General features: G+C 66.8%; 26 protein-coding genes and 1 pseudogene. 20 read left to right on the plus strand and 7 right to left on the minus strand.

What is annotated here, in order from left to right; all coding sequences use genetic code 11:
• The first annotated feature begins 58 nt into the window (after nucleotides 1-58).
• From AC1DVR_RS15720 to AC1DVR_RS15730, 3 genes are all read left to right on the plus strand, one after another.
• Complete coding sequence (locus tag AC1DVR_RS15720) at nucleotides 59-967, plus strand: LysR family transcriptional regulator (RefSeq protein WP_478001542.1); 909 nt, start codon at nucleotides 59-61, stop codon at nucleotides 965-967.
• 102 nt (nucleotides 968-1,069) lie between these two features.
• Nucleotides 1,070-1,231, plus strand: coding sequence for a hypothetical protein (locus AC1DVR_RS15725; protein WP_478001543.1), 162 nt, complete (start codon nucleotides 1,070-1,072; stop codon nucleotides 1,229-1,231).
• The gene (locus tag AC1DVR_RS15730; RefSeq protein WP_478001544.1) at nucleotides 1,228-1,812 is read left to right on the plus strand and encodes an RBBP9/YdeN family alpha/beta hydrolase; all 585 of its coding nucleotides are present in this window, start codon (nucleotides 1,228-1,230) and stop codon (nucleotides 1,810-1,812) included. Before AC1DVR_RS15725 ends, AC1DVR_RS15730 begins: the two co-directional genes overlap by 4 nt.
• A gap of 114 nt (nucleotides 1,813-1,926) precedes the next feature.
• Here AC1DVR_RS15730 and AC1DVR_RS15735 read toward each other — a convergent pair whose 3' ends face one another.
• Nucleotides 1,927-2,175 (minus strand): accessory factor UbiK family protein, encoded by a 249-nt coding sequence (locus AC1DVR_RS15735; protein WP_478001545.1) that lies wholly within the window; start codon nucleotides 2,173-2,175, stop codon nucleotides 1,927-1,929.
• Nucleotides 2,176-2,321: 146 nt separating this feature from the next.
• Here AC1DVR_RS15735 and lgt point away from each other — a divergent pair, with 146 nt between their 5' ends.
• The 6 genes from lgt (at nucleotide 2,322) to AC1DVR_RS15765 (ending at nucleotide 8,653) form a co-directional block, all read left to right on the plus strand.
• Nucleotides 2,322-3,203 (plus strand): prolipoprotein diacylglyceryl transferase, encoded by an 882-nt coding sequence (gene lgt / locus AC1DVR_RS15740; RefSeq protein WP_478001546.1) that lies wholly within the window; start codon nucleotides 2,322-2,324, stop codon nucleotides 3,201-3,203.
• The gene (locus tag AC1DVR_RS15745) at nucleotides 3,200-4,255 is read left to right on the plus strand and encodes a class I SAM-dependent methyltransferase (protein WP_478001547.1); all 1,056 of its coding nucleotides are present in this window, start codon (nucleotides 3,200-3,202) and stop codon (nucleotides 4,253-4,255) included. Before lgt ends, AC1DVR_RS15745 begins: the two co-directional genes overlap by 4 nt.
• Complete coding sequence (pgeF, locus tag AC1DVR_RS15750) at nucleotides 4,252-5,004, plus strand: peptidoglycan editing factor PgeF (protein ID WP_478001569.1); 753 nt, start codon at nucleotides 4,252-4,254, stop codon at nucleotides 5,002-5,004. Before AC1DVR_RS15745 ends, pgeF begins: the two co-directional genes overlap by 4 nt.
• Nucleotides 5,005-5,239: 235 nt before the next feature.
• Nucleotides 5,240-5,413 carry a hypothetical protein gene (locus AC1DVR_RS15755; protein WP_478001548.1) on the plus strand — a complete coding sequence of 58 codons (174 nt, stop codon included), beginning with the start codon at nucleotides 5,240-5,242 and terminating at the stop codon, nucleotides 5,411-5,413.
• Between the two features lie 465 nt (nucleotides 5,414-5,878).
• Nucleotides 5,879-7,249, plus strand: a complete 1,371-nt coding sequence (locus AC1DVR_RS15760; RefSeq protein ID WP_478001549.1) for an aspartate aminotransferase family protein — start codon at nucleotides 5,879-5,881, stop codon at nucleotides 7,247-7,249.
• Between the two features lie 12 nt (nucleotides 7,250-7,261).
• On the plus strand, nucleotides 7,262-8,653 hold the full coding sequence (locus tag AC1DVR_RS15765; RefSeq protein ID WP_478001550.1) for a glutamine synthetase family protein: 1,392 nt from the start codon (nucleotides 7,262-7,264) through the stop codon (nucleotides 8,651-8,653).
• Nucleotides 8,654-8,690: 37 nt separating this feature from the next.
• Here the strand turns inward: AC1DVR_RS15765 and AC1DVR_RS15770 are convergent, their stop codons facing one another.
• The 4 genes from AC1DVR_RS15770 to AC1DVR_RS15785 all read right to left on the minus strand — a co-directional run bounded on the left by AC1DVR_RS15770 (nucleotide 8,691) and on the right by AC1DVR_RS15785 (nucleotide 11,827).
• Nucleotides 8,691-9,374: a sirohydrochlorin chelatase gene (locus AC1DVR_RS15770; protein ID WP_478001551.1), complete on the minus strand. Its 684-nt coding sequence runs from the start codon at nucleotides 9,372-9,374 to the stop codon at nucleotides 8,691-8,693.
• A gap of 30 nt (nucleotides 9,375-9,404) precedes the next feature.
• Nucleotides 9,405-10,544 (minus strand): aromatic ring-hydroxylating oxygenase subunit alpha, encoded by a 1,140-nt coding sequence (locus AC1DVR_RS15775; RefSeq protein ID WP_478001552.1) that lies wholly within the window; start codon nucleotides 10,542-10,544, stop codon nucleotides 9,405-9,407.
• A 129-nt stretch (nucleotides 10,545-10,673) separates the two neighbouring features.
• Complete coding sequence (locus AC1DVR_RS15780; protein ID WP_478001553.1) at nucleotides 10,674-11,036, minus strand: VOC family protein; 363 nt, start codon at nucleotides 11,034-11,036, stop codon at nucleotides 10,674-10,676.
• 14 nt (nucleotides 11,037-11,050) lie between these two features.
• The gene (locus AC1DVR_RS15785) at nucleotides 11,051-11,827 is read right to left on the minus strand and encodes an SDR family NAD(P)-dependent oxidoreductase (RefSeq protein ID WP_478001554.1); all 777 of its coding nucleotides are present in this window, start codon (nucleotides 11,825-11,827) and stop codon (nucleotides 11,051-11,053) included.
• Between the two features lie 144 nt (nucleotides 11,828-11,971).
• Between AC1DVR_RS15785 and pip the strand changes: the two genes are divergently transcribed.
• The 7 genes from pip to AC1DVR_RS15820 all read left to right on the plus strand — a co-directional run bounded on the left by pip (nucleotide 11,972) and on the right by AC1DVR_RS15820 (nucleotide 19,572).
• Complete coding sequence (gene pip, locus AC1DVR_RS15790) at nucleotides 11,972-12,973, plus strand: prolyl aminopeptidase (protein WP_478001555.1); 1,002 nt, start codon at nucleotides 11,972-11,974, stop codon at nucleotides 12,971-12,973.
• Between the two features lie 177 nt (nucleotides 12,974-13,150).
• A complete protein-coding gene (locus AC1DVR_RS15795; protein ID WP_478001556.1) occupies nucleotides 13,151-14,749 on the plus strand; it encodes an ABC transporter substrate-binding protein in 1,599 nt (532 codons plus the stop codon).
• A gap of 39 nt (nucleotides 14,750-14,788) precedes the next feature.
• A complete protein-coding gene (locus AC1DVR_RS15800; RefSeq protein ID WP_478001557.1) occupies nucleotides 14,789-15,853 on the plus strand; it encodes an ABC transporter permease in 1,065 nt (354 codons plus the stop codon).
• Nucleotides 15,850-16,755, plus strand: a complete 906-nt coding sequence (nikC, locus tag AC1DVR_RS15805; RefSeq protein WP_478001558.1) for a nickel transporter permease — start codon at nucleotides 15,850-15,852, stop codon at nucleotides 16,753-16,755. Before AC1DVR_RS15800 ends, nikC begins: the two co-directional genes overlap by 4 nt.
• Nucleotides 16,752-17,582: an ABC transporter ATP-binding protein gene (locus AC1DVR_RS15810; protein WP_478001559.1), complete on the plus strand. Its 831-nt coding sequence runs from the start codon at nucleotides 16,752-16,754 to the stop codon at nucleotides 17,580-17,582. The genes nikC and AC1DVR_RS15810 overlap by 4 nt, the downstream gene beginning before the upstream one ends.
• Nucleotides 17,579-18,337: an ABC transporter ATP-binding protein gene (locus AC1DVR_RS15815; protein ID WP_478001570.1), complete on the plus strand. Its 759-nt coding sequence runs from the start codon at nucleotides 17,579-17,581 to the stop codon at nucleotides 18,335-18,337. Before AC1DVR_RS15810 ends, AC1DVR_RS15815 begins: the two co-directional genes overlap by 4 nt.
• A gap of 176 nt (nucleotides 18,338-18,513) precedes the next feature.
• A complete protein-coding gene (locus AC1DVR_RS15820) occupies nucleotides 18,514-19,572 on the plus strand; it encodes a dipeptidase (protein WP_478001560.1) in 1,059 nt (352 codons plus the stop codon).
• A 70-nt stretch (nucleotides 19,573-19,642) separates the two neighbouring features.
• Here the strand turns inward: AC1DVR_RS15820 and AC1DVR_RS15825 are convergent, their stop codons facing one another.
• On the minus strand, nucleotides 19,643-22,171 hold the full coding sequence (locus tag AC1DVR_RS15825; protein WP_478001561.1) for a hypothetical protein: 2,529 nt from the start codon (nucleotides 22,169-22,171) through the stop codon (nucleotides 19,643-19,645).
• Between the two features lie 337 nt (nucleotides 22,172-22,508).
• Here AC1DVR_RS15825 and kce point away from each other — a divergent pair, with 337 nt between their 5' ends.
• From kce to AC1DVR_RS15845, 4 genes are all read left to right on the plus strand, one after another.
• The gene (gene kce, locus AC1DVR_RS15830; protein WP_478001562.1) at nucleotides 22,509-23,435 is read left to right on the plus strand and encodes a 3,5-dioxohexanoate:acetyl-CoA acetone transferase; all 927 of its coding nucleotides are present in this window, start codon (nucleotides 22,509-22,511) and stop codon (nucleotides 23,433-23,435) included.
• Nucleotides 23,432-23,899 (plus strand): GNAT family N-acetyltransferase, encoded by a 468-nt coding sequence (locus AC1DVR_RS15835; protein WP_478001563.1) that lies wholly within the window; start codon nucleotides 23,432-23,434, stop codon nucleotides 23,897-23,899. Before kce ends, AC1DVR_RS15835 begins: the two co-directional genes overlap by 4 nt.
• The gene (locus AC1DVR_RS15840; protein ID WP_478001564.1) at nucleotides 23,896-24,912 is read left to right on the plus strand and encodes a histone deacetylase family protein; all 1,017 of its coding nucleotides are present in this window, start codon (nucleotides 23,896-23,898) and stop codon (nucleotides 24,910-24,912) included. The genes AC1DVR_RS15835 and AC1DVR_RS15840 overlap by 4 nt, the downstream gene beginning before the upstream one ends.
• A gap of 122 nt (nucleotides 24,913-25,034) precedes the next feature.
• Nucleotides 25,035-25,901, plus strand: a complete 867-nt coding sequence (locus tag AC1DVR_RS15845; protein ID WP_478001565.1) for a DMT family transporter — start codon at nucleotides 25,035-25,037, stop codon at nucleotides 25,899-25,901.
• A gap of 56 nt (nucleotides 25,902-25,957) precedes the next feature.
• Here AC1DVR_RS15845 and AC1DVR_RS15850 read toward each other — a convergent pair.
• Nucleotides 25,958-26,183, minus strand: a pseudogene (locus AC1DVR_RS15850) (hypothetical protein); the annotation flags it as partial.

The following is a 26,183-nucleotide window of genomic DNA, read 5'->3' on the forward strand; positions in this document are numbered from 1 at the left end:
TATGCGAGGGCCGGGATAAGAATATAACTTCGGTATGCAGTGTAGAGGAAACCGGGGCATGCAGACCTCTGATCTGGCGCTTTTCGTTGCCCTGGCCCATGCGCCCAGCATGGCCGAAGCCGCCCGCCGCATGGGCCTGCCGCCGATGACGGCCAGCCGGCGCCTCGCACTGCTGGAGGAGGAGCTTGGCGCCCGCCTGATCCAGCGCAACTCCCGCGTTCTGGCCCTGACGCCCGAGGGCAGGGCCTTTCTGCCCCATGCCCAAGCGCTTCTGGACGGCGAGGTCGAGGCCCGCGCCTCGGTCCGCCCGCCGACCGCCGGCGCGTCGGGGCTGTTGCGGGTGACGACCTCGATCCCCTTCGGGCGGCGCGTCGTCGCCCCCTTCATCCCGCACTTCGCCCGCGCCAACCCCGATCTGAACATCGAACTGGTTCTGTCGGACGAGATCCTCGACATCGTGGGCCAGGGCATGGATCTGGCGATCCGGATCGCCGATCTGCGGGAAAGCGCGCTGATCGCGCGCAAGATCGCGCACAGCCCGCGGGCGCTTTACGCCGCGCCCGACTATCTCGCCCGGCGCGGCCTGCCGACCCGGGCCGCCGATCTGGCCGGGCACGATTGCCTGACGGTCTGCGGCATCACCCATTGGACCCTGCACACCGCGACCAGCGCCCCGGTCAAGCAGCGCGTCGCCGGGCGGTTCAGCGCCAATTCGCCCGAGGCTCTGCATCAGGCCTGCCTGGGCGGCATGGGCATCGCACTCCTTTCGACCTGGATCGCCGCCGACGATGTGGCAAGCGGTGCGCTGACCGCCGTGCCCCTGGCCGAGGGCGCCCCGACCCCCTTTGCGGTCTGGGCGGTGCATCCGAGCCAGAAGCTCGCCCCCGCCAAGGTCCGCCTGTTCAGCGCCGCCCTGCAACACCATCTGGCGACCGACCGCGCCGCCTGGTTCGGCCCCTCGCCCTGAACGCGCCCGCCGCGCCCGCTCACACCCTGCGGCCCTTAATACACGACTTTATCGCTAGACATTAAGAATAACCTGGGGTAGTCTTGGATCATGGAGGCCAGCATGACCCGAATCCCGCCGCAGACCCGCCTGATCCCGCCCCGGCATCGCGCTGATCCCCTCGACGGTGCGATGCCCGCAGCCTCGCCGATCCACGGCAGGTTGCTGCCGCATTCCCTGCGCTCCGCCCCCACCTTTCGCCCCTCACAGGAGGCCACCGCATGACAACCCTGATCATCCCCGGCCTTGACGGCTCGCGCGAGGGGCATTGGCAGCAATGGTGGCTGGACAATGACCCGACCGCCCAGCCGGTCCATCTGACCGAACTGCACAATCCGGTGCCCGCCGCCTGGGAGGTCGAGCTGATCTCGGCCATCCTCGACCATCCCGGCGCCACGCTGGTCGGCCACAGCCTTGGGGCCGTGCTGATCGCCCGGGTCCTGACGCAATGGCCGCATCTGGATGTGAAAGCCGCCCTGCTGGTCGCCCCGGCCGAGGATGCGAGCCATCCGCGCGCCAAGCCCTTCACCCCGCTGCCCGAACTGCCGCTCGGGCGTCCGGTCACGGTGGCGGCGAGCCAAAACGACCCCTGGATGAGCCTCAGCCGCTCCCGCGCGCTGGCCGGCCTCTGGCAAGCACGATTTGTTGATCTGGGCCTCGCCGGGCACGTCAACATCGAATCGGGCTTCGGCCCCTGGCCCTTGGGCTTTGCACTGCGCGACGAGCTCTACGAAAGGGTCGGCGCCGATCCGATGCAGGGCAAGAAACCCAGCCGCGGTCTTGCGTTCTTTTCGCCTCCGGGCTGACGGGTCGATGTCCCCAACCCGCCCCCAGCCCGCTTCGCGCCCTCCCCCAAGGGTCCGCGAATGACAAGAGGGGCCCGCCGCATGGCAGGCCCCTCTTTGAACTTTTCCGATATTTCAGACCTTGGATTTGGCCTCAAGCGCGGCAAGACGCGCCTCAAGGGCGATATTCTCCTCGCGGGCCTTCTGCGCCATGGCGCGGACGGCGTCGAATTCCTCGCGGGTGACAAAGTCGCGGTCGGCCATCCAGCGGTCGAAGAAAGACTTCATTGCCGTTTCCATCTCGGTCTTGGCGCCCTGTGCCACGCCCATGGCGTTGGTCATCAGCTTGCCGACGTCATCGAAGAACTTGTTGCCAGGCTGCATGTCGGTCTTCCTTTGGTTTTGCCCTCTAGCGCCGGGCGGGTCGTTTTGTCCTATATGGCCGGGTGCGCCCAAGCCCGCAAGGGTGGCGGTGGTTGACTTCACTCCGCTTGGGGCGGAAAACCCCCGCACCCAATGCCAGAGGCCTTATGTCCTATATCCCCTTCCCGCCCGTCTCGCCCGAGATCTTCACGATCAGCCTCGCCGGGTACAGCTTTTCGCTGCGCTGGTACGCGCTGGCCTATATTCTGGGCCTGATGGCGGGCTGGTGGCTGATAAGGCAGGCCTTGCGCACCCCGCGTCTCTGGACCACGCCGCCGATGCGCGAGGATCAGCTCGAACGTCTGCTGACCTGGGTCATCCTCGGCGTCATCCTCGGCGGCAGGCTGGGCTATGTGCTGTTCTATCAGCCGGGTTTCTACCTGAACGACCCGTCGCAGATCCTGAGGGTCTGGGAGGGCGGCATGTCCTTTCACGGCGGCTTCATCGGCGTCGTCGTGGCGGGCCTGATCTTCTGCCGGCTTGAGAAGATCCCGGCCCTGACGACGGGCGACCTCTTCGCCTCGGTCGCGCCCATCGGGCTGGGGTTGGGCAGGCTGGCCAATTTCGTCAATGCCGAGCTCTGGGGCCGTCCCACTGACCTCCCCTGGGGCGTGGCCTTCCCCGGCGATGCGGCCCAACTCTGCCCCGGCGTGCTGACCATCTGCGCCCGCCACCCGAGCCAGATTTACGAGGCCTTGCTCGAAGGCGTCCTCCTCGGCTCGCTCGTCCTCTGGGCCGTCTGGCGCGGCGGCTGGTTGGCACGTCCGGGCCGGGTGATGGGCATGTTCATCGCAGGCTATGGCCTCGCGCGCTTCCTCGTCGAATTCGTCCGCCAGCCCGACGCGCAATTCGTGACCGAAGGCAACCCCCTCGGCCTCGCCTGGCAGATCCACGGCTGGGGCCTGACCCAGGGCCAGGCCCTGTCGCTGCCGATGATCGCCGTCGGCCTTTACTTCCTTCTGACCGCAAAGCCGGCCAAGCCTGCATGACCCCGCTTGCCACCCTGATCGCGGCGCGGATCCGGGCCGATGGCCCGATCACGCTGGCCGATTTTATGACCGAATGCCTGCTGCACCCGGTCCACGGCTACTACACCACCCGCGAGCCCTTTGGTGCCGCGGGCGATTTCACCACCGCCCCGGAAATCTCGCAGATGTTCGGCGAGCTTCTGGGCCTGTCGCTCGCCCAAAGCTGGCTCGACCAAGGCGCCCCCGCCCCCTTCACCCTGGCCGAGATCGGCCCCGGCCGCGGCACGCTGATGGCCGATATCCTGCGCGCGACGCGCCAGGTGCCCGGCTTTCACGCCGGAATGCGTCTGACGCTCATCGAGGCCTCGCCCCGCCTGCGCGCCATCCAATCCGCCACCCTCGCCGCATATCAACCCCGCTGGGTCGACCGGGTGGAGGATCTGCCCGACCTGCCCCTGTTCCTCGTCGCCAATGAGTTCTTCGACGCCCTGCCGATCCGCCAGTTCCAGCGCGACGGGGCCGGCTGGCGCGAAAGGTTGGTCGGCCTGCGCGAAGGCAAACTCGGCCTCGGCCTCGGCCCGGTTTTGCCGGTAGCGGACCTCACCTTCCGCCTGACCGACACCGCCCAAGGCCAGATCGTCGAGATCTGCCCGCAGGCCCCCGCGATCATGGCGGCAATCGGCGAACGGGTCGCGCGGCAAGGCGCTGCCCTCATCATCGACTACGGCGGCTGGCATTCGCTGGGCGACACCTTCCAGGCCCTGCGCGCCCACGAACCCGTCGATCCCTTCGCCACCCCCGGTGAGGCCGACCTCACCGCCCATGTCGATTTCGAGGCCCTGGCCCGCGCCGCAGCCCCCGCCGCCAGCGCCTATACGACCCAGGGCGCCCTGCTCACCGCCCTTGGCATTGCCCAGCGTTCCGCCCGTCTGGCGCAAAACCTGACGGGAGCGGCCCTGCAATCGCATTTGGCTGCCACGCACCGCTTGACCGCGGCCACGGAAATGGGAAGCTTGTTCAAGGTGCTTGGCCTTCATCCCGCTGGTCATCCCCCACCACCCGGAAGTGCCTGATGCTGGAAATCCTGACCTCTGACGCGATCCCGCTGCGCCATGGCTTCTTCACCCGCAAGGGTGGAGCTTCCTCCGGCATCTTTTACGGGCTGAACTGCGGGCCGGGCTCGACCGACCTGTCGGAGGCCGTCTCGATCAACCGGGCGCGGGTGGCCGCGGCGCTCGACCTCGCGCCCGAGGCGCTGGTCAGCCTGAAGCAGACCCATTCCGCCAAGGTGGTCACCCTGACCGAACCGCCCACCGGCCGACCCGAGGCAGACGGCATGGTCACCGCCACGCCGGGCATCGGCCTCGGCATCCTGACCGCCGACTGCCAGCCCGTGCTTTTCGCCGACCCCGTGGCGCGGGTGATCGGCGCCGCCCATGCCGGCTGGCGCGGCGCCCGCGACGGCGTGCTGGAGGCGACGGTCGACGCCATGGTTGCCCTCGGCGCCAGGCGCGAGAACATCACCGCCGTGATCGGCCCGACCATCAGCCAGGCCGCCTACGAGGTCGGGCCCGAGTTCTTCGAAAGCTTCACCGACGACGACCCCGCCACCGCCCGCTTCTTCATCAACGGCCAGGGCGACCGGATGCTGTTCGACCTGCCGGGCTATGGCCTCCACCGCCTGCGGGCGGCGGGGGTCGGCCATGCCGAGTGGAACCGCCACTGCACCTACCGCGACCCCGAGCGATTCTATTCCTTCCGCCGCACCACCCATGCCCGCGAGGCCGATTACGGGCGCCTGATCTCGGTCATCCGGCTGTAAGCGGCGGGTTCCGGCCGCAATCCGGCTCGGAGCCGCCACAATCCGGGGCGGCCCGCCGCAGGTTTCCCCCTCTTTCCTCCATATATTTCAAGACCTTGCTTCGGCAGGCCCTTTGCCACATTCCGATTGTTTCCAATTCGGAAATGACCGTTTCCGCCGTTCCGATTGTCAAAACCATGCCGCAATGGCCGGGCACATTGTCTCCAACCCCGCAAAGTTGCCCAGGAGCCTCGCCATGAAAACCGAACGCCGCTGGCTGAAATCCGTCCTCGCCGCCAGCCTTGATCCGCAACCCGCCCTGCCCTGGCAGCGCAGCACCCGCCGCCGCCCCGCAGCCCTGCAACAGGCCGCAGCCCCGGTGCCGCGCCCGCAAGTGGTGCGCCGGCCCACCGCCATGGCGGCCCACTGACCCTTTCCTCTCCCTCGTGCGCGAGCATGACCCTGGGGCCGGTTTATCCGGCCCCTTTTTTCGTCGCGCCCTCCCGGCGATTCGGACCGCCCCCCGACACGGGCGCGGGGATTGGCCCTGCCCCGGCACCAATCTCGGGCCTCCTGCGCGGATCGTGTCTCACCCTTGTTGGAATTGCGGACAAATTTTGACAAGTCGGTCGGGACCGGTCACATTGATCCTCGTTGGTCCTGCCGTACAAAGCAGGGGCGCCGTGGTAAGACCTTGGGGGCAACCCGTAAGGCACCGCGTCCATGCAGCGGTCCGGGTTTCCCGGTCGGGACGGTTCGGTTCGGGGCGGCTCTGGTGTTCCTCTGACACCTTCAGGAGCCGCCCTTTCCTTTTGCCCGACCGCCTTCCCCGCCACGACGCTTCCATTTGATCAAATTTCCGGGCATAAGGACGCAAAAGCCAAAGGAGCCCGCCATGCCCCATTCCAAAACCATCGCCGGCGTCAGCCTCGACCGGCTGACCGACCTCGCCCAGCGCGAGGCGCGCCGTTTTTCGGCGATGCGGCCCAGCTCGGCCCGGGCCATGGCGGCGGGGGCGGCGAGCTATCTGGACGGCGTGCCGCTGCACTGGATGAAGGACTGGCCGATGCCGCATCTGCCCGTGGTGGCCGAGGCGGAGGGCGCCACCCTCACCGATATAGACGGCTATCACACCGACGACTTCTGCCTGGGCGACACGGGGTCGATGTTCGGCCATTCGCCCAAACCCGTCGCCAAGGCGATCCGCCGCCAGGCGCGCAAGGGCCTGACCTATATGCTGCCCACCGAAGACGCCTTGGAGGCGGGCCGTCTTTTGACCGAGGTCTTCGGCGCCTTCCGCTGGCAGATCGCCACCACCGCCACCGACGCCAACCGCTTTTCCCTCCGCGTCGCCCGCGCCGTGACCGGCAAGCCCAAGGTTCTGGTCTTCAACGGCTGTTATCACGGCACGGTGGATGAAACCTTCGTCATCCTCGACCACGGCCGCACCGTCACCCGCCCCGGCCTGCTGGGCCAAGTCGTCGACCTGCCGCAATTCGCGACCTGCTGCGAGTTCAACGACCTCGCCAGCGTCGAAGCCGCCCTCGCCAAGGGCGATATCGCGGCGATCCTGACCGAGCCTGTGATGACCAATTCCTGCATGGTCCTGCCGGAACCGGGCTTCCACGCCGGCCTGCGCAAGCTCGCCACGCAATATGGCGCGCTGCTGATCATCGACGAAACCCACACGATTTCATCGGGTTACGGCGGCTACACCCGCGTGCATGGGCTGGAACCCGATATCTTCGTCGTCGGCAAATGCGTGGCGGGCGGCATGCCCACCGCCGTCTGGGGCCTGTCCGAGGCCACCGCCACGCGCTACCTTGCCGCCAATGCCACCCGCGCCCCCGGCCATTCCGGCATGGGCACCACGCTTTCGGCCAACCCGATGCAATTCGCCTGCCTGCGCGCCACGCTGTCCGAGGTGATGACGCCCGAGGCCTACACCCATATGGAGGACCTGGCCGAACGTCTCGTCTCCGGCCTGTCCTCTGTGATCACAGCACATAACCTGCCCTGGCACGCCATCCGCGTCGGCGCCCGGGTCGAGTTCATCTGCGCCCCGGGCCCCTTGCGCAACGGCGCCGAGGCCGCGCTGGCCCACCAGCCGCAGGTCGAAGCGGCCCTCCACGTCGCGCTTCTGAACCGGGGCTGCCTGATCGCCCCCTTCCACAACATGATGCTGATCAGCCCCGCCACGAAGAAGCGCCAGGTCGACAACCTGATCGCCGCCTTCGACGAAGTGCTGACCCATCTGACCGCCTGAGAAGAGACCGAAATGACCCTCACCAGCCCCTCTGGTTCTTCGATCGACGAAGCCGAAGCCTTCCTGCGCGCCCATCCCGAGATCGAGGCCTTCGATATCGTCATGCACGATTCGAACGGCATCGGCCGGGGAAAAATCATCCGCCGGCATGAGCTCTTGTCCTTTTACAAGAACGGCCGGCTGTTGCCGATCTCGATCCTCGGCCTCGACATCTGCGGCGAGGATGTCCACGAGACCGGGCTGATCTGGGACCACGGCGACGGCGACCGCCGCGCCTGGCCGATCCCCGGCACGCTGAAGCCGCTTTACAAGACCGAGCCGCCAAGGGGTGAGGTCCTGATGAGCCTTTACGAACTCGACGGCCAACCCATGACCTCGGACCCGCGCCACGCCTTGCAGGCCCAGGTCGATGCGTTGGCCACCGAGGGCCTGCACCCGGCGGGGGCCTTCGAGCTGGAGTTCTTCCTTCTGGAAAACCAGCGCGGCCCGGATGGCAAGATGGTCCCGGCCCGCGATGTGCTGGACGGGCGGGCCTCGAACAAGACCGACGTTTACTCGGTCGACAAGCTGCACGGCATGCTGCCCCTGTTCAACGACATCTACAAAGCCGCCGAGCTGATCGGGATCAAGGCCGAAACCCTGATCTCGGAATTCGCCCCCGGGCAATATGAGATGACCCTGCACTACCGCGCCAATGTGGTGCAGGCGGCGGATGATCTGATGCGGCTGAAGCGGGTCGTGCGGATGAACGCGCGGGCGCATGGCGTGACCGCCTGTTTCATGGCCAAGCCGAACGAGGATTACGCCGGTTCGGGCATGCACTTCCACGTCTCCTTGCAGGATGAGAACGGCCTCAACGTCTTTGTCGAGGCGGTGGAGGGCCAATGGTCCGACACGATCCGCCATGCCATCGGCGGGTTGCGGGCGACGATGGGCGAGACGATGCTGGTCTTTGCGCCGCATGCCAATTCCTGGCGGCGCTTTGCCTCGAACTCCTACGCGCCGGTCAGCCCGACCTGGGGCGTCAACAACCGCACCGTGGCCCTGCGCATCCCGGCTGGCGACATCCGCGCCCGGCGGATCGAGCATCGCCCGGCGGGGGTGGATGCCAACCCTTACCTTGTCGGCACCACGGTCCTGGCCGGCATCCGCCATGGCCTCAAACACCGGATCGACCCCGGCCCCGAGACCACCGGCGACGGCTACACCAATGGCGCCGATGCCCCGGCGATCCCGCCCGACTGGAGATCAGCCATCGAGGCGGCCAAGGCCTCGGCTTTCCTGAAAGAGGCTCTGGGCGAGGATCTTCACCGCACCTTCACCGCCGTGATCGGCGCGGAATATGCCCGTGTGGCGCGGACAGTGTCCGAAGTGGACTTCGACCTCTACCTGCATTCCGTGTAAACCCTTGGAAGATGGGCAAATTGCCCATCCTACCAACTCAGGTCAGGAAAGCTGCAGCGATCAGGGCGGGAACCCTGGGATCAAGGCCCAGGGGCGGCAGGACCGTGCCCGCGAACCCGGCTTCGGTGAGGGCTGCCGGCAGGTCGTCGATGACATGGCCCCCTTCGGCGGCAAAGAAGGGCAGGCAGAGCGCATGCGTGTCGAAGCCCTTGGCCGTGGCGATGCGCGGCTCTTGGTCGATGAAATAGGCCTCGGCCCGGGCAAAGCCCGCGGCTTTCAGGCCCGCCGCCATCGCATTGGCCACCTCTGACGGCGCGGGGCTGCGGAAGGAGCCGTGGGCGGCGAGCAGGATTTCGGTGTCCTGCCTGAGCAGGGCCAGGCGCTCCACCGCCTCTGCCGCCAGCGTCAGGGCCAGCGCCTGTACCTGCGGGTCAAGGCCGAAGGGGGCGAGATGGGTCCAGCCGCCCGCTCCGACCTCGGCCATCCGGCGCGGCAGTTCGGTCTTGGGGAACCAGCCGCCGGCCATGAACATCGGATAAACCACACCGCTTTCTCGCCCGGCCACCGCTGCTGCCAAGGCACCGGGCTTGGCCAGCGTGGCGGAGCCGACATGCCAGCCCGGCAGATGGCTTTGCACGGCGGCGGCCAGGGCGGCCAGCGCCGCCTCGGCCGGGTCGGGGTCAGAGGGTTGGCCGTGGCTGATGATCAGGGCGTTTTGCATGGGCCAGACCTAGACCCTGGCCGCGTCACGTCAAGCCTTGGGCATCCGCGAGGCGATATATTGCGCGAATTCGAAGTTCGGCCGCTCGAGGTGGCTCAAAGGCCCCGGCGCGGACAGCCCCGCCACGAGGCCACGATAGACCTTCTCGACGCAGCCCTTGTCCTCGACATTCACGTCATCCAGCAGGGCCTTCACCGTCGCCAGATTGTCCGCCGCCGCAGGATCGGCCATCCAGTCGGCACTCATCCCGCCGCCGTAAAGCACATTGACATGGCCCGGCCCGTCCGGCGTCAGCGCGAGGTACCAGAAGTACCCCGGCGTCAGGGTGATCATCAGCGAGGGGTAGATCGCCAGAAGCCAGGTGATCCGCCGCTCGTCCCCCTGCAGTGTGGTGTTGGAGGGATGCGCCAGCGACAAGGGCACCGTGTCATTCTTGACGATCCAGTGGTAGTTGAAGGCTTCGGTCCCTTCCGGGCAGGTCATCTTCATCAGATCGACCGAGCCGCCGATCGTGCCGGAATGGCAGACCGGCAGGTGGTAGCTTTCCATGAAATTCTCGGCCAGGACCTTCCAGTTGGTGGCCCAGCGGAAGGTCTCGCGGAAGGTTTCGGTGTAAGAGCCCATGTCGAGATAACCGACCAGCTTTTCGACATCGGCCAGCGCCACTGCAGGCGAGGGCGCGTCGGGGTTCAGCGTGACCATGATCCAGCCGAGCCAGTCTTCGACCCGGACCGAAGGCAGCTTGATGGCTTCCTTGCAGAACTCTTCATTGGCCGCCATCGCGGGCGCACCGCGCAGGGTACCGTCAAGGTTATAGGTCCAGGCGTGATAGGGGCAGACGATGGAGCGGACGTGGCCGCGCCCCTCCAGCAGGGTCGACATCCGGTGGCGGCAGACGTTGGACATGCCGCGCAGGGCGCCTTCGCGGTCGCGCAGGATGATCACCGGCTCGCCCGCGATGGTCATGGTCAGGTAATCGCCCGGCTCTTTCAGCGCATCGACCCGGCCGGCGCAGAGCCAGTCGCGGGCGAAGATATGCTCAACCTCGGACGCAGCGAATTCGGGCGAGGTATAGACCGATTTCGGCATCGCATAGGCGCGCTCGAAGGGCACCGAGACATTGGCGTGCAGTTCCTCGGCGGGCGAAAGGGTGGAATCGTGGCGGGTCATGGCGGGGCTCACTGCGGCTGGCTTGCTTGTCTTGGGCGCAAGACGGGAGGATACGGCACGATATGGCACCCACGTCGCAACGCAAGGTGTTTGTACCTAAGCCTTGGCTAGGCCCGGCCTAAGCGGGCCTCACGCGACAAGTTCCAGAAGCTCGATCCGGTTGCCGAAAGGGTCGCTGATATAGATGCGCTGGATGCCGGGCAGGTCAATGTCGCGGCGATAGGGCACGTCATGCGCCTCCATCCGCTGAATGGCCTCCGCCAGCGAGGCGACCTGAAAGGCCGGATGGGCCTTGCGGGCGGCGACGAAGGGCTCCTCCACCCCGATATGAATGCCGACATTCGGGGTTTCGAACCAGACCCCGCCGCGGGCGCGCAGGGGCTCGGGCTTTTCGACCTCGGGCAGGCCGAGGATGGTGCCGTAGAACCTGCGCGCCTCGGCCTCGCCGCCCTGGGGCATGACGATCTGGATGTGATGCAGGGCGAGGATCATGCAGGGCTCCGTGGTCAGGTCGGATAGGGCCAGGGGGCCTGGGAAAACACGCCGCCGTCGACATAAAGCGTCTGGCCGGTGACGAAAGAGGCCGCGTCCGAGATCAGGAACAGCAAGGGCCCGACCAGATCCTGCGGCGTGCCGATCCGGCGCAGCGGGGTAATCGGGCTCCAGGTCGCGGCATAGTCGCCGGCCTCGGCGGCGGTGCGTTCGGTGGCGATGGCGCCGGGGGCGATGCAGTTGACGCGGATGCCGTGCGGGCCAAGTTCAGAGGCCGCGACCTTGGTGAACTGCTCGATCCCGCCCTTGGAGGCGGTGTAATCCACCAACCGCGGGAAGGCGAGCTTGTTGCAGCCAGAGCCCAGCGTGATGATCGACCCGCCGTGACCTGCCGCCTGCATGGCGCGGGCGGCGGTGCGGGTGTTCAGGAACGTGCCGCGCAGGTTGGTGGCCATGACGCGGTCCCAGGCGTCAACCTCCAGATCCATCAGGCCGGACCAGGTCTGGATGCCGGCATTGTTGACCAGGACTTCGGGCGCCACGCCCGCCCAATCGGCGGCATGGGCGTGGAAATCGAGGACCTGCGCCTCCTCTCCGGCGTTGCTTTCGATGGCCAGAGCGCGGCCGCCGCGGGCCGCCACCTCGGCCACCAGGGCCGCGGCATCCGCGGCGGCGCCAAGATGGGTGAAGGCCACGTCATGGCCCGCCCCGGCAAGGCCCAGCACAAGATGGCGCCCGATGGCGCTGTTGCCCGCGGTGACGAGCGCCAATTTGGTCTTTGATCCGGTCATGGGGTCCTCCCTCTGGCGGCAGAATAGGGATTGGCGGCCGGGCGACAAGGCCGCAGGGCGCAAAGATGGATATTTGGATCTGGATGAAGGGGCTTGCGGTTGTGCCCTTCAAGGCAAATGCTGCCGGGACAAAGGAGCCTGCCCATGACCCAGCCCGTGTCTCAACCCGTGTCTCAGCCCGCCTATCAGCCCCTGCCGCCGCGCCGCCCGCTTTACCCGCCGATCGAGCCCTATCGCACCGGCCGGTTGCAGGTCTCGACCCTGCACGAGATCCATTTCGAGGAATGCGGCAACCCCTTGGGCAAGCCGGTGGTGGTCTTGCATGGCGGGCCGGGAGGCGGGATCTCGGGGTTTCTGCGCCAGGGGCATGATCCGGCGCGCTACCGGATCATCCTCGCCGATCAGCGCGGCTGCGGCAGATCCACGCCCTTTGCGAGCCTGGAGGAGAACACGACCTGGGACCTCGTCGCCGATATCGAGGCGCTGCGCCGCTATCTCGGGATCGAGCGCTGGCAGGTGGCGGGCGGCTCCTGGGGCTCCACGCTGGCGCTGACCTATGCGATCACCCATCCCGAACGGGTGACCGAACTGGTCCTGCGCGGCATCTTCATGATCCGGCAGGAAGAGATCGACTGGTTCTACGAGACGGGCGGCGCCAGTTTCCTGATGCCCGAGGCCTTTGCCGCCTATCAGGCGCCGATCCCTGCCGCCGAACGCGGCGCCATGGTCGCCGCCTACCGCCGCATCCTGACCGGCCCCGCCAACGACCTGCGCGCCGAGGCCGCCCGCGCCTGGACCCTGTGGGAGGCGCGCAGCCTGTCGCTGCTGCCCGATCCGGCGCGCGAAAAGGCCTGGGACCGCGACCATTACGCCCTGGCCTTCGCCCGGATCGAGAACCACTATTTCACCCACAAGGGCTTTTTCAACGCCGACGGCTGGATCCTGGCCCATGCCCATCTGCTGCGCGGCATTCCCGGCACGATCATCCACGGCCGCTATGACCTCTGCACCCCGGTCAAGAACGCCGTCGATCTGGCCGCGGTCTGGCCCGAGGCCGATCTGGTCATCGTCCCCGACGCCGGCCACACCGGGGTCGAGCCGGGGATCGCCGATGCGATGGTCCATGCCACGGACAGTTATGCCTGACAGCCCTGCCCAAGGCGAAGGCAGCTGCGCAAGCTTTGGGCAGAACCGCAGACCGAAGCGCGCGGGCAAGAGTTGACAAGCCCGCGCGAAAGTTGCCCAATCGGTCAAGGATTGAACCGGGACTCAGCACGAAGCCCCGGCAACCTGAATAAAGTTAACAATAACAGGGAGTTCCACATGTCCTTTCTTCCCTTCGCCCGCAAGGCCGGCGCGGCCACGCTGGCGGCCCTTCTGCTGGGCGCGGCCCCCGCGGCCCTGATGGCGGCGACGCCGGCCGATACCCTGGTCATCGCTTCGGCCATCGACGACATCGTCTCCCTCGACCCGGCGGAGGCTTACGAATTCTCCGGCCTCGACATGGTCAACAACACCTATGACGGCCTGGTGGAGATCAACCCCGCCACGCTGGCACTGGAGCCGGGCCTGGCGGAAAGCTGGTCGGTCGCCGATGATGGCGTCACCTACACCTTCAAGATGAAATCCGGCATCACCTTCGCCTCGGGCAATCCGGTGACCGCCGAAGCCGCCGCCTATTCGCTGCAGCGCGCCGTCAAGGTCAACAAGACCCCGGCCTTCATCCTCAACCAGTTCGGCTGGACCGCGGACAATGTCGAGACGATGATCTCGGGCAAGGGCGACACGCTGACCCTCAAGGTCGACAAGCCCTTCGCGCCGACCTTCCTCTACAACTGCCTGACCGCCGGCGTCGCCTCGATCGTCGACATGGACACCGTCAAGGCGCATGACGTGAACGGCGACATGGGCAACGAATGGCTGAAGACCAATTCGGCCGGCACCGGGGCTTATGTCCTGAAAAGTTTCAAGCCGAACGAGGGTATGATCCTGGAAATGCGCCCGGGCTACTGGCGCGGCGATGCCAAGATCAAGAACATCTTCGTCCAGCACATCCCCGAAGCCGCGACCGAGCGTCTGCAGTTGGAAAAGGGTGACGTGGATATCGCCCGCAGCCTGACGCCGACCGATGTGGCCGGCATGGCATCGAACAAGGACGTCACGATCCAGAGCGACGTCGGCGGCCAGGTCTATTACATGGCCTTCAACCAGAAGCACGAGAACTACAAGAACGCCAAGTTCCTCGACGCGATGCGCTGGGCGATCGACTATCAGGGCATCGCCGACACCGTGATGAAGGGCCAGGTCATCCCGCATCAAAGCTTCCTGCCGCAGGGCTACCTCGGCGCGCTGGACGATCTGCCCTACAAGCTCGACATCGACAAGGCCAAGGCTCTGCTGGCGGAATCCGGCATCAAGGATCCGACGGTCACGATTTCGGTGCGCAACTCGGCAGACCGGATCGACGTGGCCCAATCGATCCAGAACACCTTCGGTCAGGTCGGCATCAAGGTCGAGCTGAAGGTCGGCGAAGGCGCCGAACAGCTGAAGGACTACCGCGCCCGCCTGCATGACGCGACCCTGCAGACCTGGGGCCCGGACTATCCCGACCCGAACACCAACTCCTCGACCTTCGCGGAAAATCCCGGCAACAAGGACGAAGACAAGAACACCGGCTACCTCGCCTGGCGCAACGCCTATGACCCGGGCGAACTGACCGCGATGAGCCAGGCCGCCGTGATGGAGCGCGACCCCGACAAGCGCAAAGCCATGTATGAAGAGATCGAGAAGAAGCACCGCGAAACCTCGCCCTTCATCCTGATGTTCCAGCAAGCCCGCCAAACCGGCCTGCGCGCCGGGGTGAAGGACTTCTACACGGGCGGCGCCATTGACGCCGCCGCCTACTGGCTGGCCACCAAGTAAGGACCAGCGCGCGCCGGCCCTCCGGCGCGCGCCACCCCCATGGCCGAAATCGCAGACATCCCAGAGCATCACTCCGCCGCGCGCCGCTTTGCCAAGCAGACCGCGCAGACGGTGTTTTCGCTGCTGATCACCTTCCTCGGCCTTCTGGCCGTGACCTTCATCATCGCCCGCATCGTGCCGACCGATCCGGTCATGGCCATCCTCGGCGAACGCGCCACCGCCGAGCAGATCGCCAGCGCCCGCACGAAACTGGGTCTGGACGACCCGATGTGGCAGCAATTCCTGATCTATGTCCGCGATGTCTTCATGGGCGACCTTGGCACCTCGATCCGCACGCGCGAACCGGTGCTGGCCGAGATCGGCCGCTATTTCCCCGCCACGCTGGAGCTTTCGACCCTCGGCATCATCATCGGCATCGTGATCGGCATTCCGGCCGGGGTCCTGTCGGCCACCAAGCCCGGTTCGATCCGCGACCAGCTGGTGCGGCTGATCGGCCTCATGGGCTATTCGATGCCGGTGTTCTGGCTCGGCCTGATGGGGCTCTTGCTGTTTTACGGGCACTTGGGCTGGGTCGGCGGGCCGGGGCGGCTCGATTCCACCTATCAGATGATGCTGGATTTCAAGGTCCCCGCCGTCACCCACATGATCCTGATCGACACGGCGCTGGCCGGCGAATGGGACATGTTCTGGAACGCCCTGTCCCACATCATCCTGCCGGCCTCGCTTCTGGGCTATCTCTCGATGGCCTATATCAGCCGGATGACCCGCTCTTTCATGCTGAACGAGCTGGGCCAGGAATATATCACCACCGCCCGCGTCAAGGGCATGCCCGAACGCCGGGTGATCTGGGTCCATGCGATGCGCAACGTCGCCGTGCCGCTGATCACCGTGATCGCCCTCTCCTATGCCTCGCTCCTGGAGGGCGCCGTCCTGACCGAGACCATCTTCGCCTGGCCCGGCCTTGGCCGCTACATCACCGACGCGCTTCTGATCAACGACATGCCCTCCGTCCTCGGCGGCACCATCGTGGTCGGCGCCGTCTATATCGGCATCAACATGTTCTCCGACTTCCTCTACCGTCTGGCCGACCCGAGGGCGACATGAGCACCCTCAACGCCTGGCTGATGGACCCCAACCCCAAGTCGCGCCTGCAAAGCCGCGCGGCGCAGACCTGGCTGAGCTGGCTGCGCTTTCGCCGCAACCCTCTGGCGATGATCGGGCTTTTCATCTCGCTCGCGCTGATCTTCATGTCGGTCTTCGCACCCCTGCTCGCGCCCTATGACCCGATCGCGCAATCGCTGGCCGACCGCCTGCAACCGCCCTTCTCGCCCGGGCACTGGATGGGCACCGACGATTTCGGCCGCGATATCTGGAGCCGGATCCTCTTCGGTTCGCGCATCACCCTCTACATCGTGCTTCTGGTGATCCTGACCGCCCCGGTGGTCGGCCTGATCATCGGCACCGTGGCGGGCTATTTCGGCGGCTGGGTGGATTCGGTCCTGATGCGGATCACCGACATCTTCCTGGCCTTCCCCAAGCTGATCCTCGCCCTGGCCCTGGTCGCCGTCCTCGGCCCCGGCATGGTCAACGCGGTCCTGGCCATCGCCCTGACCTCCTGGCCGCCCTATGCCCGGGTGGCCCGGGCCGAGACGCTGACCGTGCGCAACTCCGACTATATCGCCGCCACCCGCCTGCAAGGCGCCTCCGCGCTCAGGCTGATCTGGGGCCATGTCATGCCGATGTGCCTGCCCTCGGTGATCATCCGGGTCACCCTCGACATGGCCGGCGTGATCCTGACCGCGGCGGGCCTTGGCTTTCTCGGCCTCGGCGTCCAGCCGCCCCTGCCCGAATGGGGCCTGATGATCTCGGCCGGGCGCAAGTTCCTCTTCGAACAATGGTGGGTCGCCACCATGCCCGGCCTTGCCATCTTCATCGTCTCCCTCGGCTTCAACCTCCTGGGCGACGGCCTCCGCGATGTCCTTGACCCAAGGAGCGCCGGCAAATGACCCTCCTCTCGGTGAAAAACCTCCGCGTCACCTTCGACACCGAAACCGGCCCGGTCCATGCCGTGCGCGGCGTCTCCTTCGACCTCGGCCGCGAACGCCTCGGCATCGTGGGCGAAAGCGGCTCCGGCAAGACCATGACCGGCCGCTCCGTCCTGCGCCTGATCCGCCCCCCCGGCCGGATCGAGGCCGATGAGATGAGCTTCGATGGCCAGAACCTGATGACCGCCTCCGAGACCCAGATGCGCGCCCTGCGCGGCAGACGGATCGCCATGGTCATGCAGGACCCGAAATTCTCGCTGAACCCGGTGATGAAGATCGGCGCCCAGCTGATGGAGGGTCTGCGCCAGCGTGACCACGCCTCACGGGCCGAGGCGCGCACCAAGGCCCTCGCCGCCCTGAACGCCGTGCAGATCCGCGACCCCGAACGCGTGATGGAAGCCTATCCGCACGAGTTGTCCGGCGGCATGGGCCAGCGCGTCATGATCGCGATGATGCTGATCCCCGACCCCGACCTTCTGATCGCCGACGAGCCGACCTCCGCCCTCGACGTCACGGTGCAGGCCGAGGTCCTCTCGATCCTCGACAACCTGGTGAAAACCCGCGGCATGGGCCTGATCTTCATCTCGCACGACCTCCGCCTTGTCGCCCGCTTCTGCGACCGGGTTCTGGTGATGTTCAAGGGCAAGATCGTCGAGGAACTGGCGGCAAAAGACCTCCTCCACGCCAAACACCCCTATACCCAGGGCCTCCTCAACTGCCTGCCAAGGATCGGAGGCACCCGTGGCCCGCTCCCCGCCCTTGACCGCAACGCCGATTGGGCCCGCTGATGCTGATCGAGATCGAGAACCTCTCCGTCACCTACCACTCCTCGGGCCGCACGGTCCGCGCCGTGCAAAACGTCTCTCTCGCCGTCAAGGCCCAGGAATCCTACGGCCTTGTCGGCGAAAGCGGCTCCGGCAAATCCACCATCCTGCGCGCGATCTGCGGCATGGCCCCGGTGACCGGCGGCACCATCCGCATCGACGGCAAGCCCCTGTCCAACCCGCGTGGGTCGGCCTTCGCCCGCCAGGTCCAGATGGTCTTCCAGGACCCCTATGCCTCGCTCCATCCGCGCCACACCATCGACCGGGTGCTGTCCGAACCCCTCGCCATCCATGGCATGAAAGGCACCGATGCCCGGATCGAACAGGCCCTGACCGATGTCGGCCTGCCCCCCGCCTTCCGCTTCCGCTATCCCCACCAGCTGTCGGGCGGCCAGCGCCAACGTGTCGCCATCGCCCGCGCCCTGATGCTCTCGCCCCAGATCCTGCTCCTGGACGAACCCACCTCGGCGCTGGACGCTTCCGTGCAGGCCGAGACGCTGAACCTCCTCTCCCGCCTGCGCGACGAACGCGGCCTGACCTTCCTCATGGTCTCCCACGACCTCGCGGTGATCGACCACATGTGCGACCGCATCCTCGTCATGCAGCACGGCAAAGCGGTGGAGGAGCTGACCCGCGACGCGCTCGCCTCCGCCGCCATGACCACCCCCTATGCCAAGGCCCTCTTCGCCGCCTCCGCCGACCGCATGCTGGAAGGCTGACCCATGGCCCCATCCCACGCTCCCGCTTTCATTGGTCCACAAATATCCCACGGGTACGAAGCAGTTTGGTGCGCAGCACCGAAGAAACTGCGCAGTGGGGGGTGTGAAACCCCCGCTCTTCCTTTCATCCGGTGGGGCGTGAAACCCCCGCTCCTGCCGCCAGCCAGAGGCTCCTCATGTTCCCCACTTTCGACGGCCACAACGACCTGCTGCTCCGCCTCTTCAACGCCCCGCACAACCGCGAGGTGATCTGGCTGACCGGCGAGGGCAAGGGCCACCTCGACCTGCCCCGGATGAAGCAGGGCGGCTTCGCGGCGGGCTTTTTCGCCATCTACATCCCCTCGCCGCATGTCGATGACGGGATGGACTTCATGCAGTTGATGTCGAACCCGCCCTTCAAACTGCCGCTCCCCGCGCTGATCACCGCGTCCGAGGCGCAGCCCGTGGCCTGGGCCATGGCCAACCACATGCTCTGGATGGAGCGCGCCTCCGAAGGCCGCTTCAAGATCGTCACCTCCACCGCCGAGATCCGCGCCAACATGGCGGCCGGCGTCATCTCCGGCATCATGCACATGGAGGGCGCCGAGGCGATCGACGCCGACCTCGACGCGCTTTACGCCTTCCACGCCCTCGGCCTGCGCTCGCTCGGCCCGGTGTGGAGCCGCCCCACCATCTTCGGCCACGGCGTCCCCTTCGCCTTCCCCTCCTCCCCCGACACCGGCCCCGGCCTGACCGAGGCCGGCAAAAGGCTGGTCAAGGCCTGCAACGAACTGAAGGTGATGATCGACCTCAGCCACATCTCCGAACAGGGCTTCAACGACGTGGCGCGCCTCTCGACCGCCCCCCTGGTCGCCACCCATTCCAACGCCCACGCCATCACACCCTCCAGCCGCAACCTGACCGACCGCCAGCTTGCGGTGATCCGGGAGTCCAAGGGCATGGTCGGCCTGAACTACGCCACCTCCTTCCTGCGCCGCGACGGCAAGCAGTCGTCCGACATGGGCTGGGAGGATGTTCTGGCCCATCTCGACCACCTGATCGAACACCTGGGCGAGGATCATGTGGGTCTGGGCAGCGACTTCGACGGCGCCACGATCCCCGTGGGCATCACTGACGTCGCCGGCCTGCCCAACCTTCAGGCCGCCATGCAGGCCCACGGCTACGACGACGCCCTGATGAAGAAGCTGACCCACGAAAACTGGCTCGCCCTTCTGGACCGCACCTGGGGCGCCTGAGGGAACCGGGGTGCCTGAAGGAAGATGGGCACATTGCCCATCCTACCAACCCCCGTCGCGCCTGTGGCGGTCACGGCCCTTCCGCCACCGCGCCCAGAAGCAACAGCCGCGGCGGCGCCGTCAGGCCTGATGGATCCGGCCAAAGCGCCCCGGCATAGGGCGTCCCGGCGTAAAAGTGGTTGGCCGCCGTATTCGCGACATCGATCCGCAGCCGATGCGCCCCCGCCGCGACCCGCCCGAGCGCCAGCCGATAGGGCGCGTGGTAGATCTGCCCGACCTCCGCCCCATCCAGCGCCACGAAGGCGGCGCAGGCCAGCCCTGGCAGTTCCAGCACGAGATCGCCCGCCACGGCGAGCAGAAAGCCGGTCTCATAGCGCCCGACGCCGGACCAGGCGGCATCGCCCTGCCCCTGCCAGCCTTCCGTCACCCGGATCGGGCGCGCGGGCCCTTCTGTCTGCAAGGTCCAGCCCGTCTCCAGCGCAATCCCCTGAACCGGGGCGGGCGGCGGCACCGGCAGCACCGCCTCAGCCTTCGCGGGCCGCAGGCGCAGCAGGCGCAACTCCTGCGGCGCCAGCCGCAGGCCGAGGCTCAGCGCCGCAGTGTCCACGGCGCCCTCGCGACAGACAAACCCCGCCCCGAGGCTCACCCGGCTTTCCACCTCCTGCGCGCTGTCGTTGAACAGCGCCAGACGCCACCAACCCGCGCCATCCTGCCCCAGCACCATCGCCCGCAACCCCGGCGCTTCTGCGACCTGAGGCCCGTCCAAAAGCCCGGCCAGATGGTCACGCAACCCCTCCGGCGGGGGCGCGCGCCACACCACGACCCCTGCCGCCTCCAGCCGGGCGATTTGGGCGGCAGAGGCGGGATCGGACAGGTCGGTCACTCCCGGCAGCACCAGCGCCGCAATCGTGCTGCCATAAAGCGTCACGGTAGCCCCGATCTCGGCCCGCATCAGCCCCGCCTCATCGACGATCAAGGGCAGATGGCCCAGATCGAACAGCGCCGCGCACCAGGCGCCAAAGGCTGCGGCATGGCCGTGGCGCGGCCCCTGCACCAGAGCGGTCTGATAGGGGTAAAGCACAGCCACCTGCCGCACCGGCTCTGCCTCGTCAAGGAACTCCGCCAGCTCCGCCACCTCGTCCGAGATCGCCCGCATCACCGGCCACCAAGGCTCCAGATTGTAGCCCGGGGAAAAGTCGAACCGCAGGTTTTCCAAAGGCAAGGGCCGCGCATCCCCCGCCTCGGCGAACAGCGCGTGCAAGATCACCTGCCCCGTCCCTGACAGATGCAGGCGGATCAGCTGGGCGCGCAGCGCTTCGGGCGTCATCTCCCATTGCCCGGCAGCCCGCGTCTCGCTGCGCAGGGCCGTGACGTAAAGCTCGGTCAGGCAGAACTTCCGCCCCGAGGCCCGGGCGATGCTGTGGCCCAGCATCGGCGCCAGCTGCGGCGCAAGGTTATTGGCATCGACCGCGGTGACATCGCGCCAGCGGTCGATCCCGAAGAAATCCACCGCCAGCGCCGCGCGCGGATCGATCCCCGAAAACCCGCCGTTCAGCGCGAACGAGGCGACATGCGGCAATATCTCATGCCCGGTCAGCGCCAGCTCATGCCGGTCGCAGAACGCCCGGATCGGGGCGAAAAACCCCTGCTGGATCAACTCGTTGTAAAGCCGGTAGACGAAACTGCGGGTCGCGGCCGTCCCCGGACCGGTATCGCGCAAAAGCGCCGCCAGCTGCAGCGCCAGCGGCCCGCGCGCCGCGATGCCGGCGGCAAAATCCTCCGACCAGAGCAGACTGTTGCCAAGGTTCCCCGCCCTTTCGGCCCAGCGGTACAGAACCGGCGCCGGCTGGTCGAAGAACAGGCTCGCCACCGGATCGGGCATCAACCCACCCAGCGCCCGCGCATAGGGTTCCAGCCCGACCTCGACAAAGCGCGCCCCGGCCTCGGGCAGCAGATAGTTGATCACCCGCGAATTCGCCGCATGGCCGCGCGCGAAGAAGGTCCAGCGCGCCCCCGCCGGCAGATCGCCCGCCAGCCGGGCCGAGACTCCGTCGACCACAGGGTCCTGCAGCGTCACCCGGTCGGTCACATCCGTGACACCGCCATCGGCGCCCCAGAGCACCGCCGCCACCAGCCGCCAATCGGCAAAGCGCGGGCGGCCACCCTCGTGGATCCAGTCGCGCACCGCCGGCCCAAGGCTCGCCCCCAGGGTCGGCGCAATCGCCGAGATCTGCGCCGCGGCCTGCCCGCTTTCGGCCCAGAACAGATGCGTCTCGCGCAGGTGATCCGCGCCCGCCACGGTGCGCCCACCGGCCTGCCCGCTGGTCCAGGCATAGTCGTCATAAAGCCCGGCGCGCAGGCCAAGCTCCGCCATGATCCGCACCGCCCGGGCATAGGCGGCCAGATAAGCCTCCGACAGATACAGGTCCAAAGGCATCGAATGGCGCGCCTGAATATAGATTGTGGCAAAGCCCTTGGCGCGAAAATCCGCCAACTGCCGCCGCATCACCGCCTCACTGGGCAGGCCCGACCAGAACCAATAGGCCCCGAGCCGCCCGCCCGCCATCGGCCCCGAGGTGAAGGCGCTCTCCTGCCGCATGTTCCGACCTCCCCGGCCCGGATGCGCCCGGGCCTGATGCGCCGGAAGCCTAGTCAGGCGGGGGAGGTTTCACAAATGGAAAGATAGCATACGAACAAGTTTTACCGCGCCGCGCAGCGGTCATCCGCCACGATTCGCCCGTCATGGTTAACGCCCGCCGATCCCCCCGCGCGTAGAGACGCAAGGAAGACTGAAGAAAGACGGGTTCAAGACCGCCGAAATCGCCAAATTCGCCCCGTTAATGCTGCGTTCTCAAACCGTTACCCGGGCAGGTGCCGCAAGTGCGCCCCGTTGCATCGCCCATCGGCCCATGCCACTCTCCCCGGCGGAGGCCCCCATGTCCAAGATCATCATCTCCTGCGCCATCACCGGCTCCATCCATGTGCCGAGCCAGTCGCCCCACCTGCCCTACCGCGCCGCAGACATCGCCGCCTCCGCCATCGGTGCGGCAGAGGCCGGGGCCGCCATCCTGCACCTGCATGCCCGCGACCCCGACAGCGGACGCCCCTCGGCAGACCCCACCCATTGGGCCGGCTTCCTGCCCGCCATCAAGATGTCGACGGATGCGGTGATCAACATGACCACCGGCGGCTCTGCCATCATGACTTTGGACCAGCGCCTCGCCGCGCCCAAGGTCCATGCGCCCGAGATGTGCTCGCTCAACATGGGCTCGATGAACTTCGCGCTCTACCCGATGCTGGCCCGGATCAAGGACTTCAAGCACGACTGGGAGAAGCCCTTCCTCGAGAATTCCGACGACGTGGTGTTCAAGAACACCCCCCGCGACATCACCCGGATTCTCGCCGAAATGGGCCGCGACCGGGGCGCGAGGTTCGAGTTCGAATGCTATGATATCAGTCACTTGACCATGCTGAAGCACTTCGTGGACCGGGGTCTGGTGCAGGCGCCGATCTTCCTGCAATTCGTCTTCGGCGTCCTCGGCGGCATGCCACCCGAGCCGGAAATCCTCACCCTGATGAAGCGCCAGGCTGACCGGCTTTTCGGCGATACCTACGAATTCTCCGTCCTCGCCGCCGGCCGCGCCCAGGTGCCGATGGCGACCATGGCGGCGGCGATGGGCGGCCATGTCCGCGTCGGGCTGGAGGATAATCTCTATATTTCCAAAGGTGTTCTGGCCCGCTCCAACGCCGAGCAGGTCGCCCTGATCGCCGAAATCGTCACCCGCCTCGGCCGCACCATCGCCACCCCGGACGAAGCCCGCGCAATGCTCCACCTCAAGGGCCGCGACAAGGTGGCGTTTTGATCACCTACCGCCGCGCCGAGGCCGCCGATGCCGCCCTCCTCCACACCCTCCTGACCGAGATGGCCGAGGGCGAGGGCGGCCAGACCCATGGCACTCAGGAAAGCCTGCTCCGCCACGGCTTCGGCCCGGAACCCCGCTTCCGTGCCATCCTGGCCTTCGACAACCAACCCCTTGGCATGACGATGTTTTTCCCGGAGTATTCCAGCTGGCGTGGCCAGATGGGCCTGTTCATCCAGGACCTTTTCCTGCGGCCCGAGGCGCGCGGCAAGGGCCTCGGGCGCGGCCTTCTCGCCGCCGCGCTGGCCGAGGCCGCCGATTGGGAACCGCAGTTCGTCTCCCTGATGGTGCAGCACAAAAACACCGGGGCACAGGGCTTTTACGCCAACCTCGGCTTCACCCTGCGCGACCGGTCCGACCAACTTATCCTTTCAGGAGAGGGCCTTGGCGCCCTGACCCGCCCATGATCACCCTCTACCACCCCGGCCAGCGCGCCCACGACCCGAAGTCCTTCCTCTCCTCCGGCGCGCCCAAGCCCTGCCCCGAGCAACCCTCCCGCATCGACGCGCTGATGTCCGGCGTGGCGCGGCTTGGTCTGCCGGTGCAGCGCCCCGAGGATCACGGCATGGATGCCATCGCCGCCATCCACCCGGCGCGCTACCTGACCTTTCTGCAGACCATCTACACCCGTTGGCGCCAGATCGAGGGCGCCAGCGCCGAGGTCATCCCCAATATCCACCCCGCCAGCCGCAAGGACGGCTGTCCCCTGTCGGCGGTGGGTCAGGCCGGCTTTCACATGACCGACACCTCCTGCCCGATCAATGCGGAAACCTGGGGCTCCGCCTATGCCAGCGCGCAGACGGCCATCGCAGGCAGTTCCCTGATCTTGCAAGGAAATCACGCAGCCTATGCGCTCTGCCGCCCGCCGGGCCACCATGCTTTCGCCGAGATTGCCGGCGGCTTCTGCTACCTCAACAACAGTGCCATCGCGGCGCAGCAGCTGACCCTGGCTGGCCGCAAGGTCGCGATCCTCGACGTCGATCTGCACCACGGCAACGGCACGCAAGGCATCTTCTACGACCGCCCCGATGTGCTGACCGTCTCGCTCCACGCCCATCCCGAACGCTTCTATCCCTTCTTCTGGGGCTATCCGGAGGAACGCGGCGCAGGCCCGGGCGAAGGGGCCAACCTCAACCTCTGCCTGCCGCGCGGCAGCGGCGATGCAGCCTTCCTGGCGGCCCTCGCCCAGGCGCTGGCGGCGATCACCCTCTGGGGGGCCGACACGCTGGTGCTGGCGCTGGGTCTGGATGCCTTTGAGGGGGACCCCTTTGCCGGCCTCGCGGTATCGACCCCCGGCTTTGGCCAGATCGGCGCCGAGATTGCGGCCCTTGGCCTTCCGACGCTGATCGTGCAAGAAGGCGGCTATCTCTGCCCCGAACTGGGCCTGAACCTCGCCGCCGTCCTTGAACCTTTCCTCTGATCCCTTTCATCCGATCTTGCATATCCCGGGTGCGATGAGGTTTGCAGCGCAGCTGTGAAGAGGCCGCGCAACGGGGCAAAGCGCCAGGGCCAAGGCCTTGGATTACCTCAGAAAGATTGCCCGTGACCAAACCTTCCTCTCTCGTCGGCATCGGATTGATGCTGCTGGCCATGGCGATCCTGCCCGGCATTGATGTCATCGCCAAATACCTCGGCCAGACCGGGATGCCGGTGCTGGAGATCGTCTGGGCGCGGCTGACCTTCGGCGCGCTTCTGGCCCTGCCCTTTGCCGCCCGCCACACCGGCTGGCGCGGGCTGCTGCCGGACCGCCCGGTCATCCACGGGATGCGCGCGGGCTTTCTGATGGCCGCGACCTTTTTCTTCTTCTTTTCGCTCAAATTCCTGCCCATCGCCGATGCGCTGGCCGTCTTCTTCGTGCAACCCCTTGTCGTGACAGCGCTGTCTCCGCTGATCCTGGGCGAGAAGGTGGGGCCGCGCCGCTGGGCCGCGGTGGGCGTGGGCTTCATCGGTACGCTCATCATCATCCGTCCGGGCTTTGGCGGCATGAACACCGGCAGCCTCCTGGCGCTGGCAGCGGGCACCTGTCTGGCCCTCTATTTCCTGCTGACCCGGCGGATTTCGGGGCGCAACAAGGCGATCGTGACCACGTTTTACACCAATGCGATGGGCGGCGTCCTGGCATCGGTCCTGGTGCTTTGGGTCTGGAAGATGCCGACGCCGGAGGAATGGCTGCTGTTTCTCGCCCTCGCCACCATCGCGAACCTGGGCCACAACCTGATCGTGCGGGCCTATGACCACGGCGAGGCTTCGCTCCTCGCGCCGCTGGCCTATACCGAGATGGTGACCTCGACCATCCTGGGCCTGATCTTCTTTGGCGACTTTCCCGACGGCTGGACCTTTGTCGGCGTCGGCATCCTGATCGCCTGCGCGATCTATATTTCGATGCGCGAAAGACAGAAAGCGACCTGAGATCGCCCGCCAAACCGCGGCCACGGAACGCAACGCCGGCCGGTAGCAACTGTCTTTCAGGCTTTGGTTTGGTTGTAGTCTTTGCCTGTTTTGACCATTGCGTTGAGAATTGTCAGGAGTTTTCTTGCGCAGGCGATGATGGCGACTTTTGTCGGTTTTCCGGCGGCGGCGAGTCGTGCTCTGAAGGCTTTGATGTTCGGATCGTGGCGTGAGGCGATGAGGCCGGCCAGGTAGAGGCTGCGTCTGATGGCGGGTCGCCCGCCCCAGATGCGGCGTTTGCCG

Source organism: Rhodobacter sp. P2_H5 (assembly GCF_056403335.1).

Coding starts and splice junctions, on each gene's coding strand:
- AC1DVR_RS15720 (WP_478001542.1), top strand. CDS start 59: ATGCAGACCTCTGATCTGGCGCTTTTCGTTGCCCTGGCCCATGCGCCC.
- nikC (WP_478001558.1), top strand. CDS start 15,850: ATGAGCACCCTCAACGCCTGGCTGATGGACCCCAACCCCAAGTCGCGC.
- AC1DVR_RS15765 (WP_478001550.1), top strand. CDS start 7,262: ATGACCCTCACCAGCCCCTCTGGTTCTTCGATCGACGAAGCCGAAGCC.
- AC1DVR_RS15730 (WP_478001544.1), top strand. CDS start 1,228: ATGACAACCCTGATCATCCCCGGCCTTGACGGCTCGCGCGAGGGGCAT.
- AC1DVR_RS15800 (WP_478001557.1), top strand. CDS start 14,789: ATGGCCGAAATCGCAGACATCCCAGAGCATCACTCCGCCGCGCGCCGC.
- AC1DVR_RS15745 (WP_478001547.1), top strand. CDS start 3,200: ATGACCCCGCTTGCCACCCTGATCGCGGCGCGGATCCGGGCCGATGGC.
- AC1DVR_RS15725 (WP_478001543.1), top strand. CDS start 1,070: ATGACCCGAATCCCGCCGCAGACCCGCCTGATCCCGCCCCGGCATCGC.
- AC1DVR_RS15760 (WP_478001549.1), top strand. CDS start 5,879: ATGCCCCATTCCAAAACCATCGCCGGCGTCAGCCTCGACCGGCTGACC.
- AC1DVR_RS15795 (WP_478001556.1), top strand. CDS start 13,151: ATGTCCTTTCTTCCCTTCGCCCGCAAGGCCGGCGCGGCCACGCTGGCG.
- pip (WP_478001555.1), top strand. CDS start 11,972: ATGACCCAGCCCGTGTCTCAACCCGTGTCTCAGCCCGCCTATCAGCCC.
- AC1DVR_RS15825 (WP_478001561.1), bottom strand. CDS start 22,171: ATGCGGCAGGAGAGCGCCTTCACCTCGGGGCCGATGGCGGGCGGGCGG.
- AC1DVR_RS15810 (WP_478001559.1), top strand. CDS start 16,752: ATGACCCTCCTCTCGGTGAAAAACCTCCGCGTCACCTTCGACACCGAA.
- AC1DVR_RS15785 (WP_478001554.1), bottom strand. CDS start 11,827: ATGACCGGATCAAAGACCAAATTGGCGCTCGTCACCGCGGGCAACAGC.
- AC1DVR_RS15780 (WP_478001553.1), bottom strand. CDS start 11,036: ATGATCCTCGCCCTGCATCACATCCAGATCGTCATGCCCCAGGGCGGC.
- AC1DVR_RS15840 (WP_478001564.1), top strand. CDS start 23,896: ATGATCACCCTCTACCACCCCGGCCAGCGCGCCCACGACCCGAAGTCC.
- lgt (WP_478001546.1), top strand. CDS start 2,322: ATGTCCTATATCCCCTTCCCGCCCGTCTCGCCCGAGATCTTCACGATC.
- AC1DVR_RS15770 (WP_478001551.1), bottom strand. CDS start 9,374: ATGCAAAACGCCCTGATCATCAGCCACGGCCAACCCTCTGACCCCGAC.
- AC1DVR_RS15735 (WP_478001545.1), bottom strand. CDS start 2,175: ATGCAGCCTGGCAACAAGTTCTTCGATGACGTCGGCAAGCTGATGACC.
- AC1DVR_RS15755 (WP_478001548.1), top strand. CDS start 5,240: ATGAAAACCGAACGCCGCTGGCTGAAATCCGTCCTCGCCGCCAGCCTT.
- AC1DVR_RS15775 (WP_478001552.1), bottom strand. CDS start 10,544: ATGACCCGCCACGATTCCACCCTTTCGCCCGCCGAGGAACTGCACGCC.
- AC1DVR_RS15820 (WP_478001560.1), top strand. CDS start 18,514: ATGTTCCCCACTTTCGACGGCCACAACGACCTGCTGCTCCGCCTCTTC.
- kce (WP_478001562.1), top strand. CDS start 22,509: ATGTCCAAGATCATCATCTCCTGCGCCATCACCGGCTCCATCCATGTG.